This is a genomic window from Mycolicibacterium fluoranthenivorans (assembly GCF_011758805.1).
In the GTDB taxonomy this organism is placed as follows: Bacteria; Actinomycetota; Actinomycetes; order Mycobacteriales; family Mycobacteriaceae; genus Mycobacterium; species Mycobacterium fluoranthenivorans.
The window spans coordinates 115,097-134,242 of record NZ_JAANOW010000004.1; the positions used below are offsets into that span (position 1 = coordinate 115,097).

General features: G+C 68.2%; 14 protein-coding genes. 9 read left to right on the forward strand and 5 right to left on the reverse strand.

Translation table 11 applies throughout. From position 1 onward, the window contains the following. Positions 1-14: 14 nt before the first annotated feature. The 3 genes from FHU31_RS27080 to FHU31_RS27090 are packed head-to-tail and all read left to right on the forward strand — an operon-like array spanning position 15 to position 6,397. Positions 15-2,651, forward strand: coding sequence for a LuxR C-terminal-related transcriptional regulator (locus FHU31_RS27080; RefSeq protein WP_167163873.1), 2,637 nt, complete (start codon positions 15-17; stop codon positions 2,649-2,651). A gap of 36 nt (positions 2,652-2,687) precedes the next feature. Further along, entirely contained in the window at positions 2,688-4,052 is a 1,365-nt protein-coding gene (locus tag FHU31_RS27085) for an FAD-binding oxidoreductase (RefSeq protein ID WP_167163875.1), read from the forward strand. A 2-nt stretch (positions 4,053-4,054) separates the two neighbouring features. Beyond that, positions 4,055-6,397 (forward strand): arylsulfatase, encoded by a 2,343-nt coding sequence (locus FHU31_RS27090; protein ID WP_167163877.1) that lies wholly within the window; start codon positions 4,055-4,057, stop codon positions 6,395-6,397. Positions 6,398-6,463: 66 nt separating this feature from the next. Here FHU31_RS27090 and FHU31_RS27095 read toward each other — a convergent pair whose 3' ends face one another. After that, positions 6,464-7,027 (reverse strand): YdcF family protein, encoded by a 564-nt coding sequence (locus FHU31_RS27095; RefSeq protein ID WP_167163879.1) that lies wholly within the window; start codon positions 7,025-7,027, stop codon positions 6,464-6,466. 134 nt (positions 7,028-7,161) lie between these two features. On the opposite strand from FHU31_RS27095, the gene FHU31_RS27100 reads away from it, so the two are divergent. Next, positions 7,162-7,545, forward strand: coding sequence for an STAS domain-containing protein (locus FHU31_RS27100; RefSeq protein ID WP_167163881.1), 384 nt, complete (start codon positions 7,162-7,164; stop codon positions 7,543-7,545). Between the two features lie 24 nt (positions 7,546-7,569). On the opposite strand, the gene FHU31_RS27105 is transcribed toward FHU31_RS27100, so the two are convergent. Continuing rightward, positions 7,570-8,178, reverse strand: a complete 609-nt coding sequence (locus FHU31_RS27105) for an LGFP repeat-containing protein (protein ID WP_167163884.1) — start codon at positions 8,176-8,178, stop codon at positions 7,570-7,572. A 118-nt stretch (positions 8,179-8,296) separates the two neighbouring features. Here FHU31_RS27105 and FHU31_RS27110 point away from each other — a divergent pair, with 118 nt between their 5' ends. Next, positions 8,297-9,562 (forward strand): cytochrome P450, encoded by a 1,266-nt coding sequence (locus FHU31_RS27110; RefSeq protein ID WP_167163886.1) that lies wholly within the window; start codon positions 8,297-8,299, stop codon positions 9,560-9,562. Position 9,563: 1 nt separating this feature from the next. Beyond that, a complete protein-coding gene (locus FHU31_RS27115; protein ID WP_167163888.1) occupies positions 9,564-10,154 on the forward strand; it encodes a TetR/AcrR family transcriptional regulator in 591 nt (196 codons plus the stop codon). Here the strand turns inward: FHU31_RS27115 and FHU31_RS27120 are convergent. The 3 genes from FHU31_RS27120 to FHU31_RS27130 are packed head-to-tail and all read right to left on the reverse strand — an operon-like array spanning position 10,126 to position 13,710. Next, positions 10,126-10,839 carry a siderophore-interacting protein gene (locus tag FHU31_RS27120; RefSeq protein ID WP_167163890.1) on the reverse strand — a complete coding sequence of 238 codons (714 nt, stop codon included), beginning with the start codon at positions 10,837-10,839 and terminating at the stop codon, positions 10,126-10,128. The genes FHU31_RS27115 and FHU31_RS27120 overlap by 29 nt on opposite strands. Before the next feature lie 43 nt (positions 10,840-10,882). Continuing rightward, a complete protein-coding gene (locus FHU31_RS27125; protein WP_167164394.1) occupies positions 10,883-12,022 on the reverse strand; it encodes an acyltransferase family protein in 1,140 nt (379 codons plus the stop codon). Continuing rightward, entirely contained in the window at positions 12,019-13,710 is a 1,692-nt protein-coding gene (locus tag FHU31_RS27130) for a DEAD/DEAH box helicase (RefSeq protein WP_167163892.1), read from the reverse strand. The genes FHU31_RS27125 and FHU31_RS27130 overlap by 4 nt, the downstream gene beginning before the upstream one ends. Positions 13,711-13,838: 128 nt before the next feature. Here FHU31_RS27130 and FHU31_RS27135 point away from each other — a divergent pair, with 128 nt between their 5' ends. From FHU31_RS27135 to FHU31_RS27145, 3 genes are read left to right on the forward strand one after another with little or no spacing between them, the layout of a single operon-like run. Next, complete coding sequence (locus FHU31_RS27135; RefSeq protein ID WP_167164396.1) at positions 13,839-14,381, forward strand: LppP/LprE family lipoprotein; 543 nt, start codon at positions 13,839-13,841, stop codon at positions 14,379-14,381. A 54-nt stretch (positions 14,382-14,435) separates the two neighbouring features. Further along, on the forward strand, positions 14,436-17,843 hold the full coding sequence (locus FHU31_RS27140; RefSeq protein WP_167163894.1) for a TM0106 family RecB-like putative nuclease: 3,408 nt from the start codon (positions 14,436-14,438) through the stop codon (positions 17,841-17,843). Between the two features lie 36 nt (positions 17,844-17,879). Next, positions 17,880-19,094: an HNH endonuclease signature motif containing protein gene (locus FHU31_RS27145; RefSeq protein ID WP_167163896.1), complete on the forward strand. Its 1,215-nt coding sequence runs from the start codon at positions 17,880-17,882 to the stop codon at positions 19,092-19,094. The last annotated feature ends 52 nt before the right edge of the window (positions 19,095-19,146 follow it).

Here is a 19,146-nt window from a genome sequence, read left to right on the forward strand (position 1 = left end):
TTTACGCTGCCTATGTGCGTTTGACGTGGCCGCTGACGGGCCGCACCGAGGAGATCCGAGCTGTTCGAGCGGGGGTGTCGGACCCTGACTCAGCCGGCATCGTGGTGTGCGGTCCGGCCGGTATCGGCAAAAGTCGCATCGTGCGTGACGCGCTGCAGGGCACCGAGTACCGCTGGATCGTCGGCACCACCTCCGCACGCGACATCCCGTTGGGTGCCTTCGCCGCGTGGACCACCTCGGCTGACGATGACCGACTCAAGTTGGTCCGGAGCGTGATCGACGCGGTCACCGCGTCGCCGGCGGGACGTCCCGTCGTCATCGCGGTGGACGACGCCCACCTGCTCGACGACCTGTCGGTGTTCGTGCTGCATCAGATCGTCCAGCGCCGGGCGGCCAAACTGGTGCTGACGGTGCGCGACGGGCGGGACGGGTCCGGGGTGCCCGACAGTGTGCGGGAGATCTGGAAGGACCCCGGTCGAGCCGCGCAGACGGGCGCCGACAACCTGGCCTTCGACAGGCTCGACGTGCAGCCGCTGGCACCCCAGGAATCAGCGGAACTGCTCGCCGCCACGCTGAACGGACCGGTCGATCCCGACGCGGCCACCCGGCTGTGGAAGCTCACCCGCGGCAACGCGCTGTACCTGCGCAACATCGTCGAGCAGGAACTCGCCGACGGCCGCCTGGAGCTCCGCGGCGGGTGCTGGCAGTGGGACGGTAAACCGGTGCTGCCCAGCAGCCTGGTGGAACTCATCGATTCCCGGTTCGGCGATCTGCCACCGGCCGTCGGCAAGGTCGTCGATGCGCTGGCGGTCGGGGAACCCATCGAGCTGGCGGCACTGCAGCGCATCACCGACCGCGAATCGGTGGAGGATGCCAACGTTCGCGGGCTGATCACCGTGGATCACAGCGATTCCGGTGTGCAGGTTCGGATTTCGCATCCGCTGTACGGCGAGATACGCCGGATGCGGGCGCCGTCGACGACGTTGCGGCGGCTGCGTGGCCTGGTGGCGACCGAACTGGCGGCCGGACCCGATCGCGACACGACGCGCGTGGTGGTGCGCCGCGCCAGCCTCAGCCTGGATTCCGACCTGCCGCCCGATGCCGACCTGTTCGTGCACGCGGCGCGCGGGGCGATCTGGCTGGCCGATCTGGGTCTGGCGGACCGGCTCGCGCGGGCCGCCATCGCCGGCGGAGCCGGGGCCGACGCGCACTTCCTGCACGCCCACGCGTTGTCGTGGTCCTTTCAGGGTGAGGAGGCCGAGACCGCTCTTGCCGCGCTGACAGCGCAGAACTGGGATGACCGCGACCGCGCGAGATTCGCCTATCTGCGGGCCACCAACCTGCTGTGGGCGCTGAGCCGGCCGGACTGCGCCAAGGCCCATATCGATGCGGTGTCGGTCGGACCCGAGGGCCGCAGCTGGATCGACGCCTTTCTGGTCATCTACTGGTTCGCCACCGACCAACCCGAGGCCGCACTGGAGGCGGCCAAGGTCCTGAACCTGGCCGAACTGCCGGGCGTGGTCGGCGCCGAGACGGCCTTCGCACTGACCGCCGTCACCGGCGACGCGGGCCGCACGTCCGAGGCGCTGAAAGCGGCAGAGACCGGCTACACCGCCACTGTGCGCGCCCACGATGCGCCCCCTATGCGGTTCAACATCGCCGATGCCGAGCTCAGTGCTCTGCTCCTGGCGGGCCGGCTCAGCGACGTGTGGCCCGTGGCCGAGCGCGTCCGCGAGCAATCTGCGGAACTGCCCGGGGCCGCCCACGCACTCGGCGCGGCGATCGCCGGCCGGGCGGCGCTGGGGACCGGCAGATTGCACGAGGCCTGCAGCCTGCTGAACCAGGCGGCCGTGGCGTTTGCCACCAACCACTCCACCGGGTGGGGCTACCGGTACAACGTCGTGCGTGCCACCGCGCTCGCGATGCAGGGTCGAAGCGCCGAGGCCACCGCGATCCTCGACGAGATCGACGCCCAGCAGCGCCCGTTCCGGTCCCTGGACTACGAGCGCAGTATCGGTAGGGCCTGGGTCGCGGCGGGTCAGGGTGTGGTGAGCGAGGCCGCGAACATCTTGTCGGCAGCCGCGGACACCGCGGCGGCCAAGGGCCAGTTCGCCGCCGAGGTGATGTGCCTGCAATTGGCCACGCAGTTCGGTGCGCACTCCCATCGCGCCAGGTTGGCCGAGCTGGCCGCGGTGACCGAAGGTCCCCGAGCCGGCCTGGCCGCCCGATTCGCCGCCGCGCTGCACAATGACGATGCCACCGAATTGAGCGCGGTGTCAGAGGAATTCGAGGCGATGGGCGATCTGGCTGCGGCGATGGACGCCGCCGCGCACGCGGCGATCTCACACCGCGCCCACGACCGGCGCGGTTCGGCCTTGAGCTGCTCGGTGCGCGCCGAAGCGCTGGCAGCGCAGAGCGGGGTGGTCACCCCGGCGCTGCTGCAGGCCGCCGACCCGTTCCCGCTCACCGCACGCGAATGCGAGGTCGTGGCGCTGGTCGCGGTGCCGCTGCCCACCAAGGCGATCGCCGAACGGCTGCACCTGTCCGCGCGCACGGTCGAAGGCCACGTGTACCGGGCCATGCACAAGACCGGCACGACCACCCGCGAGGAACTGGCCGAGCTGTGGCGTAAGCGGCGGCGCACGGAGTAAAACCCCCAGCGGTGGCGCCGGCCATACACTGGCCCGGTGAGTTCCACCCTGGACAGCCTGATCGCGGCATTGCCCGAGGGCACCGTGGTCACCGATCCCGATATCGTCGCCTCCTACCGGCAGGACCGTGCCGCCGATCCTCACGCCGGGACCGCATTGGCCGTGGTCCGGCCGACCCGCACCGAAGAGGTGCAGGCGGTACTGCGCTGGGCCACCGGCCATCAGATCGCGGTGATCCCGCGGGGCGCGGGCACGGGGCTCTCCGGTGGCGCCACCGCACTCGACGGCGCCATCGTGCTGTCCACCGAGCGGATGCGCGATATCACCGTCGACACCGCCACCCGGACCGCCGTCGCACAACCGGGGCTGCTCAACGCCGAGGTGAAGAAGGCGGTCGCGGCCCACGGGCTGTGGTACCCGCCGGATCCGTCGTCGTTCGAGATCTGCAGTATCGGCGGCAACATCGCCACCAACGCCGGTGGCCTGTGCTGTGTGAAATACGGTGTCACCACCGATTACGTGCTCGGCCTGCAGGTGGTGCTGGCCGACGGCACCGCCGTGCGGCTCGGCGGCCCACGGCTCAAGGACGTCGCCGGCCTGAGCCTGACCAAGTTGTTCGTCGGCAGCGAGGGCACGCTCGGTGTCATCACCGAGGTGACGCTGAAACTGCTTCCCGCCCAGCACAGCCCGTGCACGGTGGTGGCGTCCTTCGACTCGGTGGAGGCCGCGGCCCGGGCGGTGGTGACGATCACCGGCAAGATCCGGCCGTCGATGCTCGAGTTCATGGACTCGGTCGCCATCAACGCCGTCGAGGACAAGCTGAAGATGGGGCTGGACCGCAACGCTGCGGCGATGATGGTGGCCGCTTCGGACGAGCGTGGCCCGGCGGGTGGGGCGGACGCCGAGTTCATGGCACAGGTCTTCACCGACAACGGCGCCACCGAGGTCTTCTCGACATCCGATCCGGAGGAGGGCGAGGCGTTCGTGGCCGCCCGGCGGTACGCGATCCCGGCGGTAGAGGCCAAAGGCTCACTGCTCCTTGAGGATGTCGGCGTGCCGCTGCCGGCGCTGGCCGATCTGGTCTCCGGGATCGCGAAGATCGCGGCGCAGCGTGAGGTGTTGATCTCGGTGATCGCCCATGCCGGCGACGGCAACACGCATCCGCTGATCGTGTTCGATCCCGCCGATACCGATATGGCGCAGCGCGCCGAACTCGCGTTCGGCGAGATCATGGATCTTGCCGTCGCATTGGGCGGCACCATCACCGGTGAACACGGTGTGGGCCGGCTCAAGCGCCCCTGGCTGGCGGGGCAGATCGGGCCGGAGGCAATGGAACTCAATCGGCGGATCAAGGATGCCCTGGACCCCGCCGGCATCCTCAACCCGGGAGCGGGGATCTAACCATGTCCTTCGAGGGAATCGTCGCCACCGATGTCCGGGACTCCACCCCGGATTGGTCGCCCTATCGCGGGGCGCAGGCTCCCGCGGGGGCACCCAATGTGCTGTACCTGCTGTGGGATGACACCGGGATCGCCACCTGGGACTGCTACGGCGGCCTGGTCGACATGCCGAATCTACGCCGGATCGCCGACCGCGGAGTCCGGTTGACCCAATTCCACACCACCGCACTGTGTTCCCCCACCCGGGCCGCATTGTTGACGGGCCGCAACCCCACCAGCGTCGGGGTGGCGTCGGTGCTCAACCTGGCCGACGGCTTCCCCGGACACCATGGCCGCATCCCCGCGGAGTCGGCGCTGCTGTCCGAGGTGCTCTCCGAGCGCGGCTGGTCGACCTACGCCGTCGGGAAATGGCATCTGGCGCCCATCGAGGACTGCCAGGCCGCGGGCTCCCGACGGTACTGGCCACTGCGCCGCGGATTCGACCGGTTCTACGGATTTCTCGACGGGATGACCGACCAGTGGTACCCCACCCTGGTCCGGGACAACGACCCGATCGATCCGCCGGCCAGCCCGGAGCAGGGCTATCACCTGTCCAAAGACCTGGCCGACAACGCCATCGGGTTCCTTCGCGATCACCGTGCGGCCGCACCCGACAAGCCGTGGTTCATGTATCTGTGCCCGGGCGCCGGCCACTCCCCCCATCAGGTCGCCCCCGAGTGGGCCGACCGGTACTCCGGCAACTTCGATATGGGCTACGAGCGCTACCGCGAGATCGCCCTGGCCAACCAGAAGGCCCTCGGCCTGCTCCCGCCGGACACCGAGCTGTCCCCGATGAATCCGTACGCCGACGCCACCAGCCCGGACGGAATTCCCTGGCCGGACAATGAGAATGTCCGGCCGTGGGATTCGTTGTCCGAGGACGACAAACGGGTGTCCTGCCGGATGGCCGAGGTGTTCGCCGGGTTCTTGTCCTACACCGATGCGCAGATCGGCCGGATCCTGGACCACCTGGAGGACACCGGCCAACTCGACAACACCCTCGTGGTCGTCATGTCCGACAACGGGGCCAGCGGCGAAGGCGGCCCGAACGGCACCCTGGACGAATCGGTACCGATGCTCGGCGGATCCCACACCACCGAGGACGGCCTACGCCTGTTCGGCGAACTCGGCGGCCCGGCCACGGCGATGAACTACTCGAACGGCTGGGCCATGGCGTTCAACACGCCGTACAAGCTGTTCAAGCGGTACGCCTCGCACGAGGGCGGGATCGCCGACCCGTGCATCGTCTCCTGGCCGGCCCAACTGTCCGCCCACGGCGCGGTCCGCGACCACTACGCCCATGTCAGCGATGTCACCCCGACGGTGTATGACCTGCTCGGCATCGGCGACATCACCACCGTCAACGGTATCGAACAGACGCCGTTGGAGGGTACGAGTTTCGCTGGCGCACTGCGGGATACCGTTTCCGGCACCGGTAAGCACACCCAGTTCTACTCGATGATGGGTACCCGCGGCATCTGGCACGACGGCTGGTTCGCGGGCACCGTGCATCCGCCCACCGCGGCCGGACCGCGCGGCTGGGCGGCATTCGACCGGGATCGCTGGGAGCTGTTCCACATCGAGACCGACCGCAGCCAGATCCATGACCTGTCCGCGCAACATCCCGACAAACTGGCCGACTTGCAGGCACTCTGGCACGAGCAGGCCCTGCAATTCCGGGCCTATCCGTTGACCGACCTGAGCGTGCAGGAGATCGTGCTGCGCGCGGCCGCCACGATCGGCGAGCCCGCGTCTCGGGCGGTGTTCTACCCGGGCACTCCGGCCGGGCACACGGCGTTTCGCGGGTTGGTGCGTGGCAGGTCGTTCACGTTGCAGGCGGCGGTATCGCTCGAGCGACCGGGCGCCGAGGGGGTGCTGTTCTCCCAGGGCAACCGCACGGGCGGGCAGGTGCTGTTCCTGGCGGATGGGCATCTGCACTATGTGTGCAACGCGGGCGGGCAGGAGCAGAAGGTCACCTCGGCGCAACCGATTCCGTTGGGACGCAGACTCTTCGAGGTGCGTTACTCCCGCACCGGCGCGGTCGAGGGCACCATGGACATGGTCGGCGATGTCGCATTACTGGTCGACGGACAGCCAGCGGGGACGGCGACCCAGGTGCGGATGACCGGGCTGGACATCATGCAAACCGTCTCGGCGGGCCGCGGTGTCACCTACTCGGTATCGGCTGCGTACACCTCGCCGTTCCCCTTCACCGGCGGCGGATTCGACGAGGTCGTCCTCGATTTCACCGGCCGCGACACACATGACGACGGCGCCGTGGTCGATACCGCCTTCAGACGGGATTGACACCTGCGACGTCGCACGCCCTGATTTCGGGTGCGGGTATCGCCGGGTGCCGTGAGGGCCCCGGCGTCAGCTGATCGGGACCAGCGGGCTGAGCACATCGTGCACGAACTGCACGATGTTGGTCTGCGGTGATCCGTCCGGAAAGCTCACCGTGGCCAGCAGGTTGCCACCGGCGTCGACGAAGTTCCCGTCGGCCCGGTCCTGATGGGTCGACGACGTCACCAGGATGATGCCCGACGTGCCGGCCTGTTTGGCCAGCGGCACCGAGAACTGCGCGTTCTGGACGGTGCTGTTGGCCTTGTCCTCCTTGATGATCCGGTCGGCCGGAAAGCCGAGCGTCTTCAGCAGGAAGCTCATCGTGCCGGCTTCGGTCTTTCCGTTCTTCGGGTTGCCGCCGGTGACGATGATCGGTGACTGCGGGAACATCTGGGCCACCGCCAGACCGGTGAGGACACGGCGCCGCAGGATCGGGCGCATGTCACCCTGCGGTGTGAGGCCGTAGCCGAGGATCACGATCGCCGGCTTGGAGAAGTCCTTACCCCCCGGCGCGGGTGCCGCCTGGGCCACCGGAGCGATACCACCCCACAGACCCGCAAGTGCCAGCACCACCGCCACAATCCGGCTACGCATCACCGTAGATTCCCCTCGTCACTATTTGACGTTAGCGCCACTAAGGGTTCGTCGCACCGACGCGCGCCGGTGTTACGTCAACTGCGGTGTGGAACACTCCAAAGACACCACGAGTGGACAAGACGGAGGGGCCGATGAGCCAGCAAGATTCGGACGCCAGGGCGACTTCCGCGGCGAACACGTGCGAAATCGTCGAGCGCCGGGTCGGGGCCGTCACCGTCATCGAGGTGTCGGGAACGGTCGACATGATCACGTCCCCGCAGCTGGAGGCAGCGCTCACCTCAGCCATGACGGGCGCACCGCAGGCCATCGTGGTGGACCTCAGTGCCGTCACGTTCCTGGCGTCGACCGGCATGGGTGTGCTGATAGCGGCGCACGACAAGCTCCCGGCCACCACACCGCTGGCAGTGGTCGCCGACGGACCCGCCACCAGCCGGCCGCTCGATCTGATCGGCTTCGCCGACGTCCTGAACATGCGGCCCACGCTGGATGAGGCGCTGAGCGCCGTCACGAGCTGAGCGCGGCGACTCTTTACCCGGCGTCTACAGCCCGGTCGGCACGACCTTGCCGTTGACCGTCACCTCGACCTGACCGGTCTGGGGATCGAAGGAAATCCTGCCGTGCTCGAACGTCGTGACGAGAAGCCCGTCGTCGGCGTTTTCGTCGCTGGTCGGGACGCCCAGCGGACCTGCCGACCCGTTCTCGCCCGTGATCGCGGGCACGCCGTCCGGGTCGCGCTGGACATTCCACGCCTCCCGGATCTTGCCCCAGGTGAGGTACGCGGGCGTGCCGTCGTCACCGTTCTTGGCCACGATCACGCCGCCCTGAAACTGCTGGAACACCACCCCGCTGTCACGCGTTCCGGCGTTGTGGTCGCCCGTCAGTGCCAGGCCGAGAGCGTCCTTCTGACTCGGGGTGGCCGAGGCGTACCTGACCGCGATGGGGCCGGTCAGCGTGACCTCGACGTCCCTGTCCCCGATCAGTTTCACCTCGGTGGGCGGCACCGGGGCCTCGGACGTGGCGACCAATCCCACCTGAGGCGGTACGGACGCCCCGACGTTGTCGCCGTTGCTGTAGACCAGGGTCATCAGCGCGACGGCAGCCACGCCGCCGGCGGCGCACGCGGCACGGCGGTATGCGGTCGTCCCCATGGATTCCTCTCTCGGGTCTGCCGGCCTGGGCGGATCGACTACCAAGCTACTTGGGTGTCACAGATCTTGTTGCCCCAGGACCATTGACACCTACATCCATCTGTCATACACATAAGACATGTCACTCGATGTGTCTCACGCGCCTCGCTTCCAGCTTGCCGGCGCGGACACCTGGGCCGACCCGTTCGCGCTGTACGCCGCACTGCGCGACCACGACCCGGTCCACCACGTCATTCCGGACAATCCCGAGCACGACTATTACGTGCTGTCCCGGCACGCCGACATCTTCACGGCGGCCCGCGACCACGAGACGTTCTCCTCGGCGCGGGGGCTCACCGTCAACTACGGCGAGCTGGAAATGATTGGGCTGCAGGATAATCCGCCGATGGTCATGCAGGACCCGCCAGCGCACACCGAGTTCCGCAAGCTGGTGTCCCGCGGCTTCACCCCGCGGCAGGTCGAGGCCGTGGAACCCAAGGTCCGCCAGTTCGTCGTCGAGCGCATCGAGGGGTTGCGTTCGAACGGCGGCGGCGACATCGTCACCGAACTGTTCAAGCCGTTGCCGTCGATGGTGGTCGCGCACTACCTCGGCGTGCCGGAGGAGGACCGCGACCAGTTCGACGGCTGGACCGAGGCCATCGTGGCGGCCAACACCGCCGAGGGCGGGATCACCGGCGCGCTGGAGACACTCGGCGAGGCACTCGGTTCGATGATGGCGTACTTCACCGCCCTCATCGAACGGCGCCGGGTCGAACCGGAGGATGACACGGTCTCGCACCTGGTGGCCGCGGGTATCGGTGCCGACGGTGACATCGCCGGGGTGCTGTCCATTCTGGCGTTCACCTTCACGATGGTCACCGGCGGCAACGACACCACCACCGGGATGCTTGGCGGCTCAGTGCAACTGCTGCACCGGCGGCCCGATCAACGACGGCTGCTCGCCCGGCAACCGGAGCTGATCCCCGATGCCGTCGACGAATTCCTGCGGCTGACCTCGCCGGTACAGGGCCTGGCCCGCACCGTCACCCGCGACGTCACGATCGGCGACACCACCATTCCTGCCGACCGCAAGGTGTTGCTCTTGTACGGTTCGGGCAACCGGGACGAGCGGCAGTACGGACCCGACGCCGCCGAACTGGACGTGACTCGCCGACCGCGCAACATCCTCACGTTCAGCCACGGCGCGCACCACTGCCTGGGCGCCGCCGCGGCGCGGATGCAGTCCCGGGTCGCACTCGAGGAATTGCTCACCCGCATACCGGAATTCACCGTGGACGAGGACGATATCGTCTGGGCCGGTGGCAGTTACGTGCGCCGGCCGCTGTCGGTGCCTTTCACGGTGGGGCGGCGGGCTGGAGCGCAGCGACCCGGGGTATCGATCTGAGATGGCGGACTGGCTGGCCGAGCGTCGCACCGAGGTGGCGGCCGAACGCATTCTCGACGCCGCCGACGAGCTGTTCACCCGGCGGGACGCGGCGACCGTGGGGATGAACGACATCGCCACGGCCGCAGGCTGTTCGCGCGCGACGCTGTACCGCTACTTCGAGAATCGCGATGTGCTGTACACCGCGTACGTCCACCGTGAGACGCACCGGGTGTTCGGCGCGATCGGCGAGCAGCTTGTCGGCCTGACCGATCCGGACGAACGACTGATCGCGGGGATGCTCGCCGCCGTGCAACGCGTCCGCGACACTCCCGCCCTGGCGTCCTGGTTCGCCAGCACCCACCGCCCCATCGGCGGCGATATGGCCGCGCAATCCGAGGTGATCGCGGCCTTGGCGCAGGGCTTCCTGGCGACACTGGGCGACACGACCGGAGTCGAGGCGAGGGCCCGCTGGGTGATCCGGATCCTGGTGTCGCTGTTGCTGTTTCCCGGCCGCGACGCCGAGGAGGAGCGCACGATGCTGGAATCCTTCGTGGTGCCCGTGGTCAGGCCCGAGCAACCGGTCAGGCAGCCCAGTAGGCGCGCGCCTTGAGCGAGCGCTTCGGGATCTTGTAGTCCTCCCGCAGCACCTTGGCCACCGCACGGGTGGTGCGGTTGTCGCAGGCCACCCAACCGAAGTGCGCGGAGGCGTCGAATGCCGCCGCGGCCACCGCGTCGACGAGCGCCTCCCCCGCGTTCTTACGGTCCACCCAGGTCACGCCGGGGCGTGCCACCGGCAGCTCACGGTCATCCTCGTGTGCAGACTCCAGGAACACCCGGGCCGGTGCGTCGCCGATGGCTTCTAGAAGCGAGTTGATCGCCGGTAGCGAGGCGGTGTCGCCGACGATGACGTAGCCCTCCGGCGCCGGTGCGGGCAGCACGAAATCGCTGCCCAGCACGGTCACCTCCAGGACGTCGCCCGGTGCGGCCTCGGTGGCCCACCGCGTGGCCAGCCCGTCATGCAGGGCGAAGTCGATGTCCACGGTGCCGGCGACCGGATCGGGATTGACCAGGGTGTAGCCACGCTGATGCGATTTGGCGCCGTCGGGAAACCAGCCGCGGATCCACATCGTCGGGTGGATGGGCCGGTCGGCGAGCAGCTGCGCGGCGGCGAAGTGCAGGCGCAGGAAGTGCGCCGTGATCTCGGTCCGGCCGGTCACCGTGAGTTCGTAGTCCCCGCCGCGCCACAGTTTGACGAGCGCGCCGGACAATCCGCGAGACGGCTTCTGCTCGGACAATGCATCCCCCTCGACGAGTGTTCAGTACTTAGGTAAGGATACCCTATCCTCGCACTCGGGTGGCGCGGTGCAGAAGCCACGCCAGCGGGATGGTCACCGCCATCGTCCAGAAGAACAGCCACCACATCGGGCCGGTGTAGACCGGGTAGCCCAGGATCTCCACCATCACCAGCTCCATCACGACCAGGTGGATGAGGAAGATCTCGTAGGAGATCTCACCGAGGAACACCATCGGTCTGCTGCCCAGCAGCCGTGAGTACCAACCGTGATCTCCCAACGCCAGGGGTGCGACCACAAGCGTGGCGATCACCGCGTAGAAGGCGGTCTTGACCAGTGCCTCGGACAGCTTGGCCGGCGACGTGGTGGGTTCACCGGCAATCGGGGTGGCCACGATGAGGTAGCTGACCAGAGCCAACGGGATACACACCATCGCGTAGGCCCGCGCCCCGATCGCCTGCAGCACCGCCAGCAGCATGCCGCCGAGGAACCAGGGCAGATAGGTCGGCAGCCACAAGCGGGCGCCGTCCGGCAGCCCCTGCGTGGTGTGCACCAGCGCCAGCCACGCCGGGTTGACGGCGAGCAGCCCGAACAACCCGGCGATCAGCAGTCCCGGCCGCCAGCGCCGCCGGCACAGCACCACCAGCAACAGCCAGGCCAGCAGAGGCAGCGCGACGTAGAACGCCGCCTCGACCGCCAGGCTCCACATCTGGGTCAGCCCTTGGTGCAGATAGGAGAACAGGTAGTTGTCGGTGTAGATCTGGGTCAGCGTCAGATTGCGCAGCAGACCGGTCCAGTTATGGCCGGGATTCGGCCCGGCCTCGCGAAAGTGATAGATGGCGTAGGCGGCCAGCACCGTGACGACGTACGCCGGCATGATGCGGCGCACCCGGTGCCAGGCGTAGCGGCGCACTGACGGCGCGACGGCCCCGGCGGCCGCCCTGTCGACCCAGGGTTTGAACAGCAGATAACCCGACAGCACGAAGAAGATCGGCACACCGATCTCGGCACGGGACAACAACAGGCCCACATAGCCCTGGTTGTACTTGCCGGTGGTGTACGCCGCATGGGTGAGCACTACCAGCAACGCCGCGAGCGCCCGCACACCGGTGAGCGACGCGACGCGATCCACCGAAGTGACCGACTCCAGGCCGCCCTGTTCGCATGTCTCCGGTCGCAGCGTCAGGAATCCTTGCGTCGTGGCTTCTGCGGGCGATCGGGTTGCAGGTTGATCAACACACCCTGAATGCGGGTGTTCTCAAGGGCTTTGAACACCTTGCCCGGCAATTTGGCCGGCAGTTCCACCAGCGAGTGGTCGACCCGGATGGAGATGTGGCCGAAATCGCTGCGGTGCAGACCGCCCTCGTTGGCGATGGCACCGACGATGGCGCCGGGCGCGACCTTGTGCCGCTTGCCCACCGCGATGCGGTAGGTCGCCAGATCGCTGCGCGTGCTGTGCTTCTTGTGCCCGGGCCCGTCCTCGCGCGGCCCGCGGTCCTCGCGCTCGCGCCGCTTCTCCGGCGGCGGCTCGGTCATCAGGAAGGCTTCGCCGTCACGCGACTCCAGCGCCAGCGCGGCGGCGATATCGGCGATCGGCACATCGTGGTCACGCTCGTAGTCCTCGATGAGCCTGCGGAACAGCTCGATGCCCGGCGCGTTGAGTGCGTCACTGATCGAATCGTTGAACTTGGCCACCCGCTGGGCGTTGACGTCGTCGACGCTGGGCAGTTCGATCTCGATGAGCTTCTGCCGGCTGATCCGCTCGATCGACTTCAGCAGATGACGTTCGCGGGGCGAGACGAACAGCAGTGCCGTACCCGAGCGGCCCGCCCGGCCGGTACGGCCGATGCGGTGCACATAGGACTCCGGGTCGTGCGGGATGTCGTAGTTGAGCACGTAGGTGATGCGGTCGACGTCCAGGCCGCGCGCCGCCACATCGGTGGCCACCAGGATGTCGATGCCCTTGGCGCCGCCCGCCTTGAGATTGGCGATGGTCCGCTCACGCTGCGCCTGGGCGATGTCACCGTTGATGGCGGCCGCGGAGAATCCGCGCGCGCGTAGCTTCTCGGCGACCTCCTCGGTGGCCTGCTTGGTCCGGACGAAGATGATCATCGCGTCGAACTCTTCGACCTCGAGCACCCGCGTCAGCGCGTCCATCTTGCGCCGGCCGTCCACCTGGATGAACCGCTGGGTGATGTTCTCCGCGGTGGCCGTCTTCGTCTTGACCGCCACTTCGACGGCATCCTGCAGGTACTTGCTGGTGATCTTGCGGATGGCCGGCGGCATGGTGGCCGAGAACAGCGCCACCTGCTTGTACTCGGGGGTGTCGGCCAGGATCCGCTCGACGTCCTCGGCGAAGCCCATCTGCAGCATCTCGTCGGCCTCGTCGAGCACCAGGTAGTCCAGGTGCGAGAGGTCCAGGCGACCCTTCTCCAGATGGTCGATCACGCGCCCCGGCGTGCCGACGACGATCTGCGCACCGCGCTTGAGCCCGGCCAGCTGCGGACCATAGGAGGAACCGCCGTAGATCGGCAGCACATTGATGCCGGGCAGGTGCGCGCCATAGCGTCCGAAAGCCTCCGCCACCTGCAGCGCAAGCTCACGCGTCGGCGCCAGCACCAGTGCCTGGGTGTGCTTGCTGGTCGGGTCGATCTTGGACAGGATCGGGATCGCGAACGCCGCGGTCTTCCCGGTGCCGGTCTGGGCCAGGCCCACGACATCGGACCCGGCCAGCATCGGCGGAATGGTCGCGGCCTGGATCGCCGACGGCGACTCATAGCCGACGTCTTTGACGGCCTGCAGCACCGCCGGGTGAATCTGCAGGTCAGCGAAGGTCGTCTCGGCGTCGGTCGCGCCGTCATCAGGGGAAGTCATTTCACGAGCAGTCTAGAGCGTGCGCGCCGCCCTGCCTGGCAGAGCCGGATTCCCGACGCTCCGCTCGCCTCGGCACGTCGAAAAGACAGGTACGGTTCGGTGTTGTGCGGAGGGTGGTGCTGGGGGCGATGCTGGCGGTGACAGTCACATCGGGACCCCTTCTGACGAGCTGTGGATCGAGCGATTCGACGGTCTCCAAGACACCGGAAGCCAGCACCGGGCAGGCCCCCGTTCCGTCTGTGGCCGCGCCTGCACCCATCGTCACCCCGACGACGGCGGCTCCCGCCCCCGATCCCTGCGCGGTGAACCTGGCCGCCCCCGAGATCGTCAAGGCGGTGTCCGAACTTCCCCGCGATCCGCGCAGCAATCAGGCATGGAGCCCGGAGCCCCTGGCCGGCAATTACAACGAGTGCGCGCCGCTGTCGGTGGTGATCGTCAAGGCCAACACCAACGCGCCGAACGCCAGCACCCGGGCCGTGATGTTCCACCTCGGCAAGTTCATCCCCACCGGGGTGCCCGACACCTACGGCTTCAACGGCATCGACGAGACCGCCAGCACCGGCGACACCGTCGCCCTGAAGTTCAGCAACGGCACGCCCGGCCTGGACAGCGTGGTGCGATTCCGCTGGAACGGCAACGGCGTCGAGCTGATCGGCAACACCGGGCACTGAGTCGTCGGCACTGTCGTCGTCGAGGTTGTCGGCCGTCTCCCCTAGCCTGGGTGCGTGTTCGTGGCCGACGATCGTGTGATCTACAGCGCCTCCGACCTCGCGGCCGCGGCCCGGTGTGAGTACGCGCTGCTGCGTTCGTTCGACGCGCAACTGGGCCGTGGCCCGAAGGTGTCGGCCGCCGACGAACTGCTGGCCCGCACCGCCGCGCTCGGCCACGACCACGAGCAGCGCCACCTGCAGGAACTGCGCGCCGAGGACGCGGTCACCGTGATCGGCCGGCCGCCCTACACGGTCGCGGGTCTCACCGCCGCGGCCGAGCAGACCATGGCCGCGGTGCAGCGCCGGGCACCCGCGATCTATCAGGCGGCGATGTTCGACGGCCGGTTCGCCGGGTTCGCCGACTTCCTGCACCTCGAGACTGGTCCGGCCGGGCAGCGCTACCGGCTCCGGGATACCAAACTGTCCCGGTCGGTGAAGGTGGAGGCGCTGCTGCAGCTGGCCGCCTATGCCGACGCCCTGACCACCGCCGGTGTCCCGGTGGCTGCCGAGGTGGAGCTGGTGCTCGGCGACGGCGCGGTGTCGCGGTACCAGGTCGACGAACTGCTGCCGGTCTACCTGCCGCGGCGCGCGGCCCTGCAGCGGTTGCTCGACGAGCATCTGGCCGGCGACGCACCGGTGTCCTGGGCGGACGAGCGGGTGCGCGCCTGTTTCCGCTGCCCCGAGTGCAGCGTGCAGGTGAAGGAGACCGATGACCTCCTGCTGGTCGCCGGGATGCGCACCAGCCAGCGGGCCCGGCTGATCGACGCCGGCATCGGCACGGTGCACCAGTTGGCCGCCCACGAGGGCGCGGTGCCCGAACTGTCCAAGCGCACCGTGACGGCGCTGACCGCACAGGCGCGACTGCAGATCGCCGAGCGGATCGACGGCAAACCACCGTTCGAGGTCGTCGACGCGCAGCCGCTGATGGTGCTGCCCGACGCCGACAAGGGCGACCTGTTCTTCGATTTCGAGGGCGATCCGCTGTGGACGGTCAACGGCCGCGACTGGGGCCTGGAGTACCTGTGGGGCGTGCTGACCGTCGCCGACGAGTTCACCCCTTTCTGGGCGCACGACCGGGAAGCCGAACGCCGGGCACTCGTCGATTTCCTGGCGATGGTGCGCAAGCGGTTGAAGCGCTATCCGAAGATGCACATCTATCACTATGCGGCGTATGAGAAGAGCACCCTGCTGCGGCTGGCCGGCCGGTACGGCGTCGGCGAGAACGAGGTGGACGACCTGCTGCGCAACGGGATTCTGGTCGACCTGTACCCGTTGGTGCGTAAGAGCATTCGGGTCGGCACCGAGAGTTACAGCATCAAGTACCTCGAACCGCTGTACATGGGTGACGAGCTGCGCGACGGCGAGGTGACCAATGCCGCCGACTCCATCACCCAATACGCCCGGTACTGCGCCCTGCGCGACGAGGGCGATGCCGACGAGGCAGCCAACGTGCTCAAGGAGATCGAGGACTACAACCGCTACGACTGCCGCTCCACGCGCCGGTTGCGCGACTGGCTGGTGGCCCGGGCCATCGAATCATCGGTCCCGCCCCGCGGACCGCAACCGTTGCGGGACAAGGCGGCTCAGGACGAAGTCGAGGTCGCCGACGCGCTCGATCGCACCCTGATGAAGTTCGCGGGCGACGGTATCGAGGAACGCACCCCCGAGCAGACCGCCGTCGCGATGGTGGCCGCCGCCCGCGGATTCCACAAACGCGAGGACAAACCGTTCTGGTGGGCGCACTTCGACCGCGTCAACAATCCGGTCGACGAATGGTCGGACAACAGTGATGTTTTCGTCGCCGAACGAGCCGAAGTCGTCAACGACTGGCACCAGCCGCCCAAGGCGCGCAAGCCCCAACGTCACGTCCGACTGACCGGCGAACTCGCCAATGGCGGACTCGCGCACGACATGTACGCGCTCTACGACCCGCCGGCACCCGTGGGCCTGGCCGATGATCCCGACCGCCGCGCGTTCGGATCGGTCGCGGTGCTCGAATGCGACGACCCTGAGGTTCCGACGGCGGTCGTGATCTGTGAGCGGGAACCGAAGGGCGGCAGCACCTTCGATCAGTTGCCCTTTGCGCTGACACCCGGTCCGCCGATCAACACCACACCGCTGCAGGAGTCGATCGCCGATACCGCGGCGGCGGTCGGAGCGGGACTACCCGAGCTGCCCGCCGATGCCGTCACCGACATCCTGCTGCGCCGTGCACCGCGCCTGGTCGGCGGTGGGCCGCTGCCTCGCACCGGCGACGTGGCCGCGGATATGGGCACCGCGCTGCTGGCCCTGGACTCGTCGTACCTGGCCGTGCACGGCCCGCCCGGCACCGGCAAGACGTTCACCTCCGCCAAGGTCATCGAACGGTTGGTCAACGGGCATGGCTGGCGCGTCGGCGTGGTGGCCCAATCACACGCCGTGGTGGAGAACCTGTTCCGCGATGTCATCGCCGCCGGGGTCGTCGGTGCACGGGTGGGCAAGAAGGTCAACACGGCGAACTCCGGCTGGACCGCGCTGACCAACCCCGAGTTCGCAGGTTTCATCGCGAACAACGAGGGCTGTGTCGTGGGCGGAACGGGGTGGGACTTCGCCAATGCCAACAAGATCCCGAGGCGGGCACTGGACCTTCTGGTCATCGAAGAGGCCGGTCAGTACAGTCTGGCCAACACCATCGCCGTGGCCCCGTCGGCCCGCAATCTGATGCTGCTGGGCGACCCGCAGCAGCTGCCGCAGGTCAGTCAGGGTACCCATCCCGAGCCGGTCGACGGTTCCGCATTGGGCTGGCTGGTCGACGGGCATCACACGCTGCCCGAGGAGCGAGGCTACTTCCTCGACTACTCGTTCCGGATGCACCCCGCCGTGTGCGGACCCATCTCCCGATTGTCCTATGACGGCCGCCTTCGAGCACGCGAAGAGGTCAGCGGTGCAAGGTATCTCGAGGGCGTGGCGCCGGGCGTACGGGTGCTGACCGTCGATCACGACGGCAACTCCACCGACAGCCCAGAGGAAGCACAGGCGATCGTCGCCGAGATCACCGCGCTACTGGGGACCCCGTGGACCGATGAGCACGGCACGGTCGCGCTGGCCGCACACCACGTACTCGGCGTCACCCCCTACAACGCGCAGGTGGTGACGTTGCGCCGCGCGCTGGACGCGGCAGGCCTGACCGAGGTCGAAGTGGGCACCGTCGACAAATTCCAGGGGCGGCAAGCGCCGGTCGTCTTCGTCTCCATGGCGACCTCCTCGGCCGAGGAGGCCCCTCGCGGAGTGTCGTTCCTGTTCAACAGGAATCGACTCAACGTGGCAGTCAGCAGGGCCAAGTACACCGCATTCCTCGTGCGATCGGCACATCTGACCGACTACCTGCCCGTCACCCCCGACCGGCTGATCGAACTCGGTGCGTTCCTGGCGCTCACCAGCTGACCCTGACTTGTCGGACCCCTCTGCGATGATGGGTTCATGTCCAGTACCGCAACATCTTTGGCCGCCGGACAGCGGCTGGAGGTGTTGTTCGACGAGATCGCCGAGTTGTGCGGGCAGCGCAACGCGATCGACGGGCGCCTGGTGCAGATCGTGGCCGAGTTGGAGCGCGAGGAGCTATGTGGCCTGACCGGTGTCCGTTCCCTGTCGGCGTTGGTGGCGTGGAAAACCGGGGTCGCCCCGCGTAACGCCGAGACCGTCGTCGCGGTGGCACGACGGTTGCAGGAGTTCCCGCGCTGCGCCGAAGCCCTGCGTGAGGGGCGGTTGTCGCTGGATCAGGTCGGGGTGATCGCCGAACGTGCCGCCGAGGGCTCCGATGCGCATTACGCCGAACTGGCGTCGGTGGCCACGGTCAGCCAGCTGCGCACCGCAATCACGATGGCACCGCGACCCGATCCCGAGCCACCGCCCGAATCAGGACCGGAGGTCACGAAAACCTCCACCGGGGACCGGTACACCACCTACCGGATCCGGCTACCCCGTCTGGAGGCCGCGACATTCGATGCGGCCGTGCAGTCCCACCACGACGCGTTGATCGCCGAACACCCCGCCGACACCGAAGACAGCACTCCGTTCCCGACTCGGGTGGATGCGTTCATGAGCCTGGTCGAGGCCGGCTGGGACACCGACGTGGCCCGGCGCCCACACGGCCAGCACACCACCGTGGTCGTGCACCTCGACCTCGACAAGCCCGCCGCCGCACTACACCTGGGTCCGCTGCTGTCCGAGGATGAACGCCAGTACCTGCTCTGCGACACCACCTGCGAAGTGTGGTTCGCACGCCACGGCCAACCGATCGGCGCCGGCCGGACCACCCGCACCATCAACCGCCGCCTGCGCCGCGCACTCGAGCACCGCGACCGCTGCTGTGTGGTGCCTGGCTGCGCCGCCACCCGCGGACTGCACGCCCACCACCTCCAGCATTGGGAAGACGGCGGCCCCACCGAACTGTCCAACCTGGTCCTGCTCTGCCCGTTCCACCACCGGCTGCATCACCGCGGCGGCCTCACCCTCACCGGCCCAGCCGAGCGGCTGGTCGTCACCGACAGCGACGGCCGAAAACTCCACGGCGGAACCTTGGCCCGCCCACCCACCACACCGGCACCCGTGGTCCCGCCCTACCCCGGACCGACCGGCGAACGCGCCCAATGGTGGTGGTACCAACCCTTCGAACCACCACCAGGGGTCAACTAGATGTGCGACGTCAACCGAGAAACCGGCGTCGGACGCGCTCACACCCGTTGAA

Coding starts and splice junctions, on each gene's coding strand:
- FHU31_RS27090 (WP_167163877.1), top strand. CDS start 4,055: ATGTCCTTCGAGGGAATCGTCGCCACCGATGTCCGGGACTCCACCCCG.
- FHU31_RS27095 (WP_167163879.1), bottom strand. CDS start 7,027: ATGCGTAGCCGGATTGTGGCGGTGGTGCTGGCACTTGCGGGTCTGTGG.
- FHU31_RS27100 (WP_167163881.1), top strand. CDS start 7,162: ATGAGCCAGCAAGATTCGGACGCCAGGGCGACTTCCGCGGCGAACACG.
- FHU31_RS27105 (WP_167163884.1), bottom strand. CDS start 8,178: ATGGGGACGACCGCATACCGCCGTGCCGCGTGCGCCGCCGGCGGCGTG.
- FHU31_RS27110 (WP_167163886.1), top strand. CDS start 8,297: ATGTCACTCGATGTGTCTCACGCGCCTCGCTTCCAGCTTGCCGGCGCG.
- FHU31_RS27115 (WP_167163888.1), top strand. CDS start 9,564: ATGGCGGACTGGCTGGCCGAGCGTCGCACCGAGGTGGCGGCCGAACGC.
- FHU31_RS27130 (WP_167163892.1), bottom strand. CDS start 13,710: ATGACTTCCCCTGATGACGGCGCGACCGACGCCGAGACGACCTTCGCT.
- FHU31_RS27135 (WP_167164396.1), top strand. CDS start 13,839: ATGCTGGCGGTGACAGTCACATCGGGACCCCTTCTGACGAGCTGTGGA.
- FHU31_RS27145 (WP_167163896.1), top strand. CDS start 17,880: ATGTCCAGTACCGCAACATCTTTGGCCGCCGGACAGCGGCTGGAGGTG.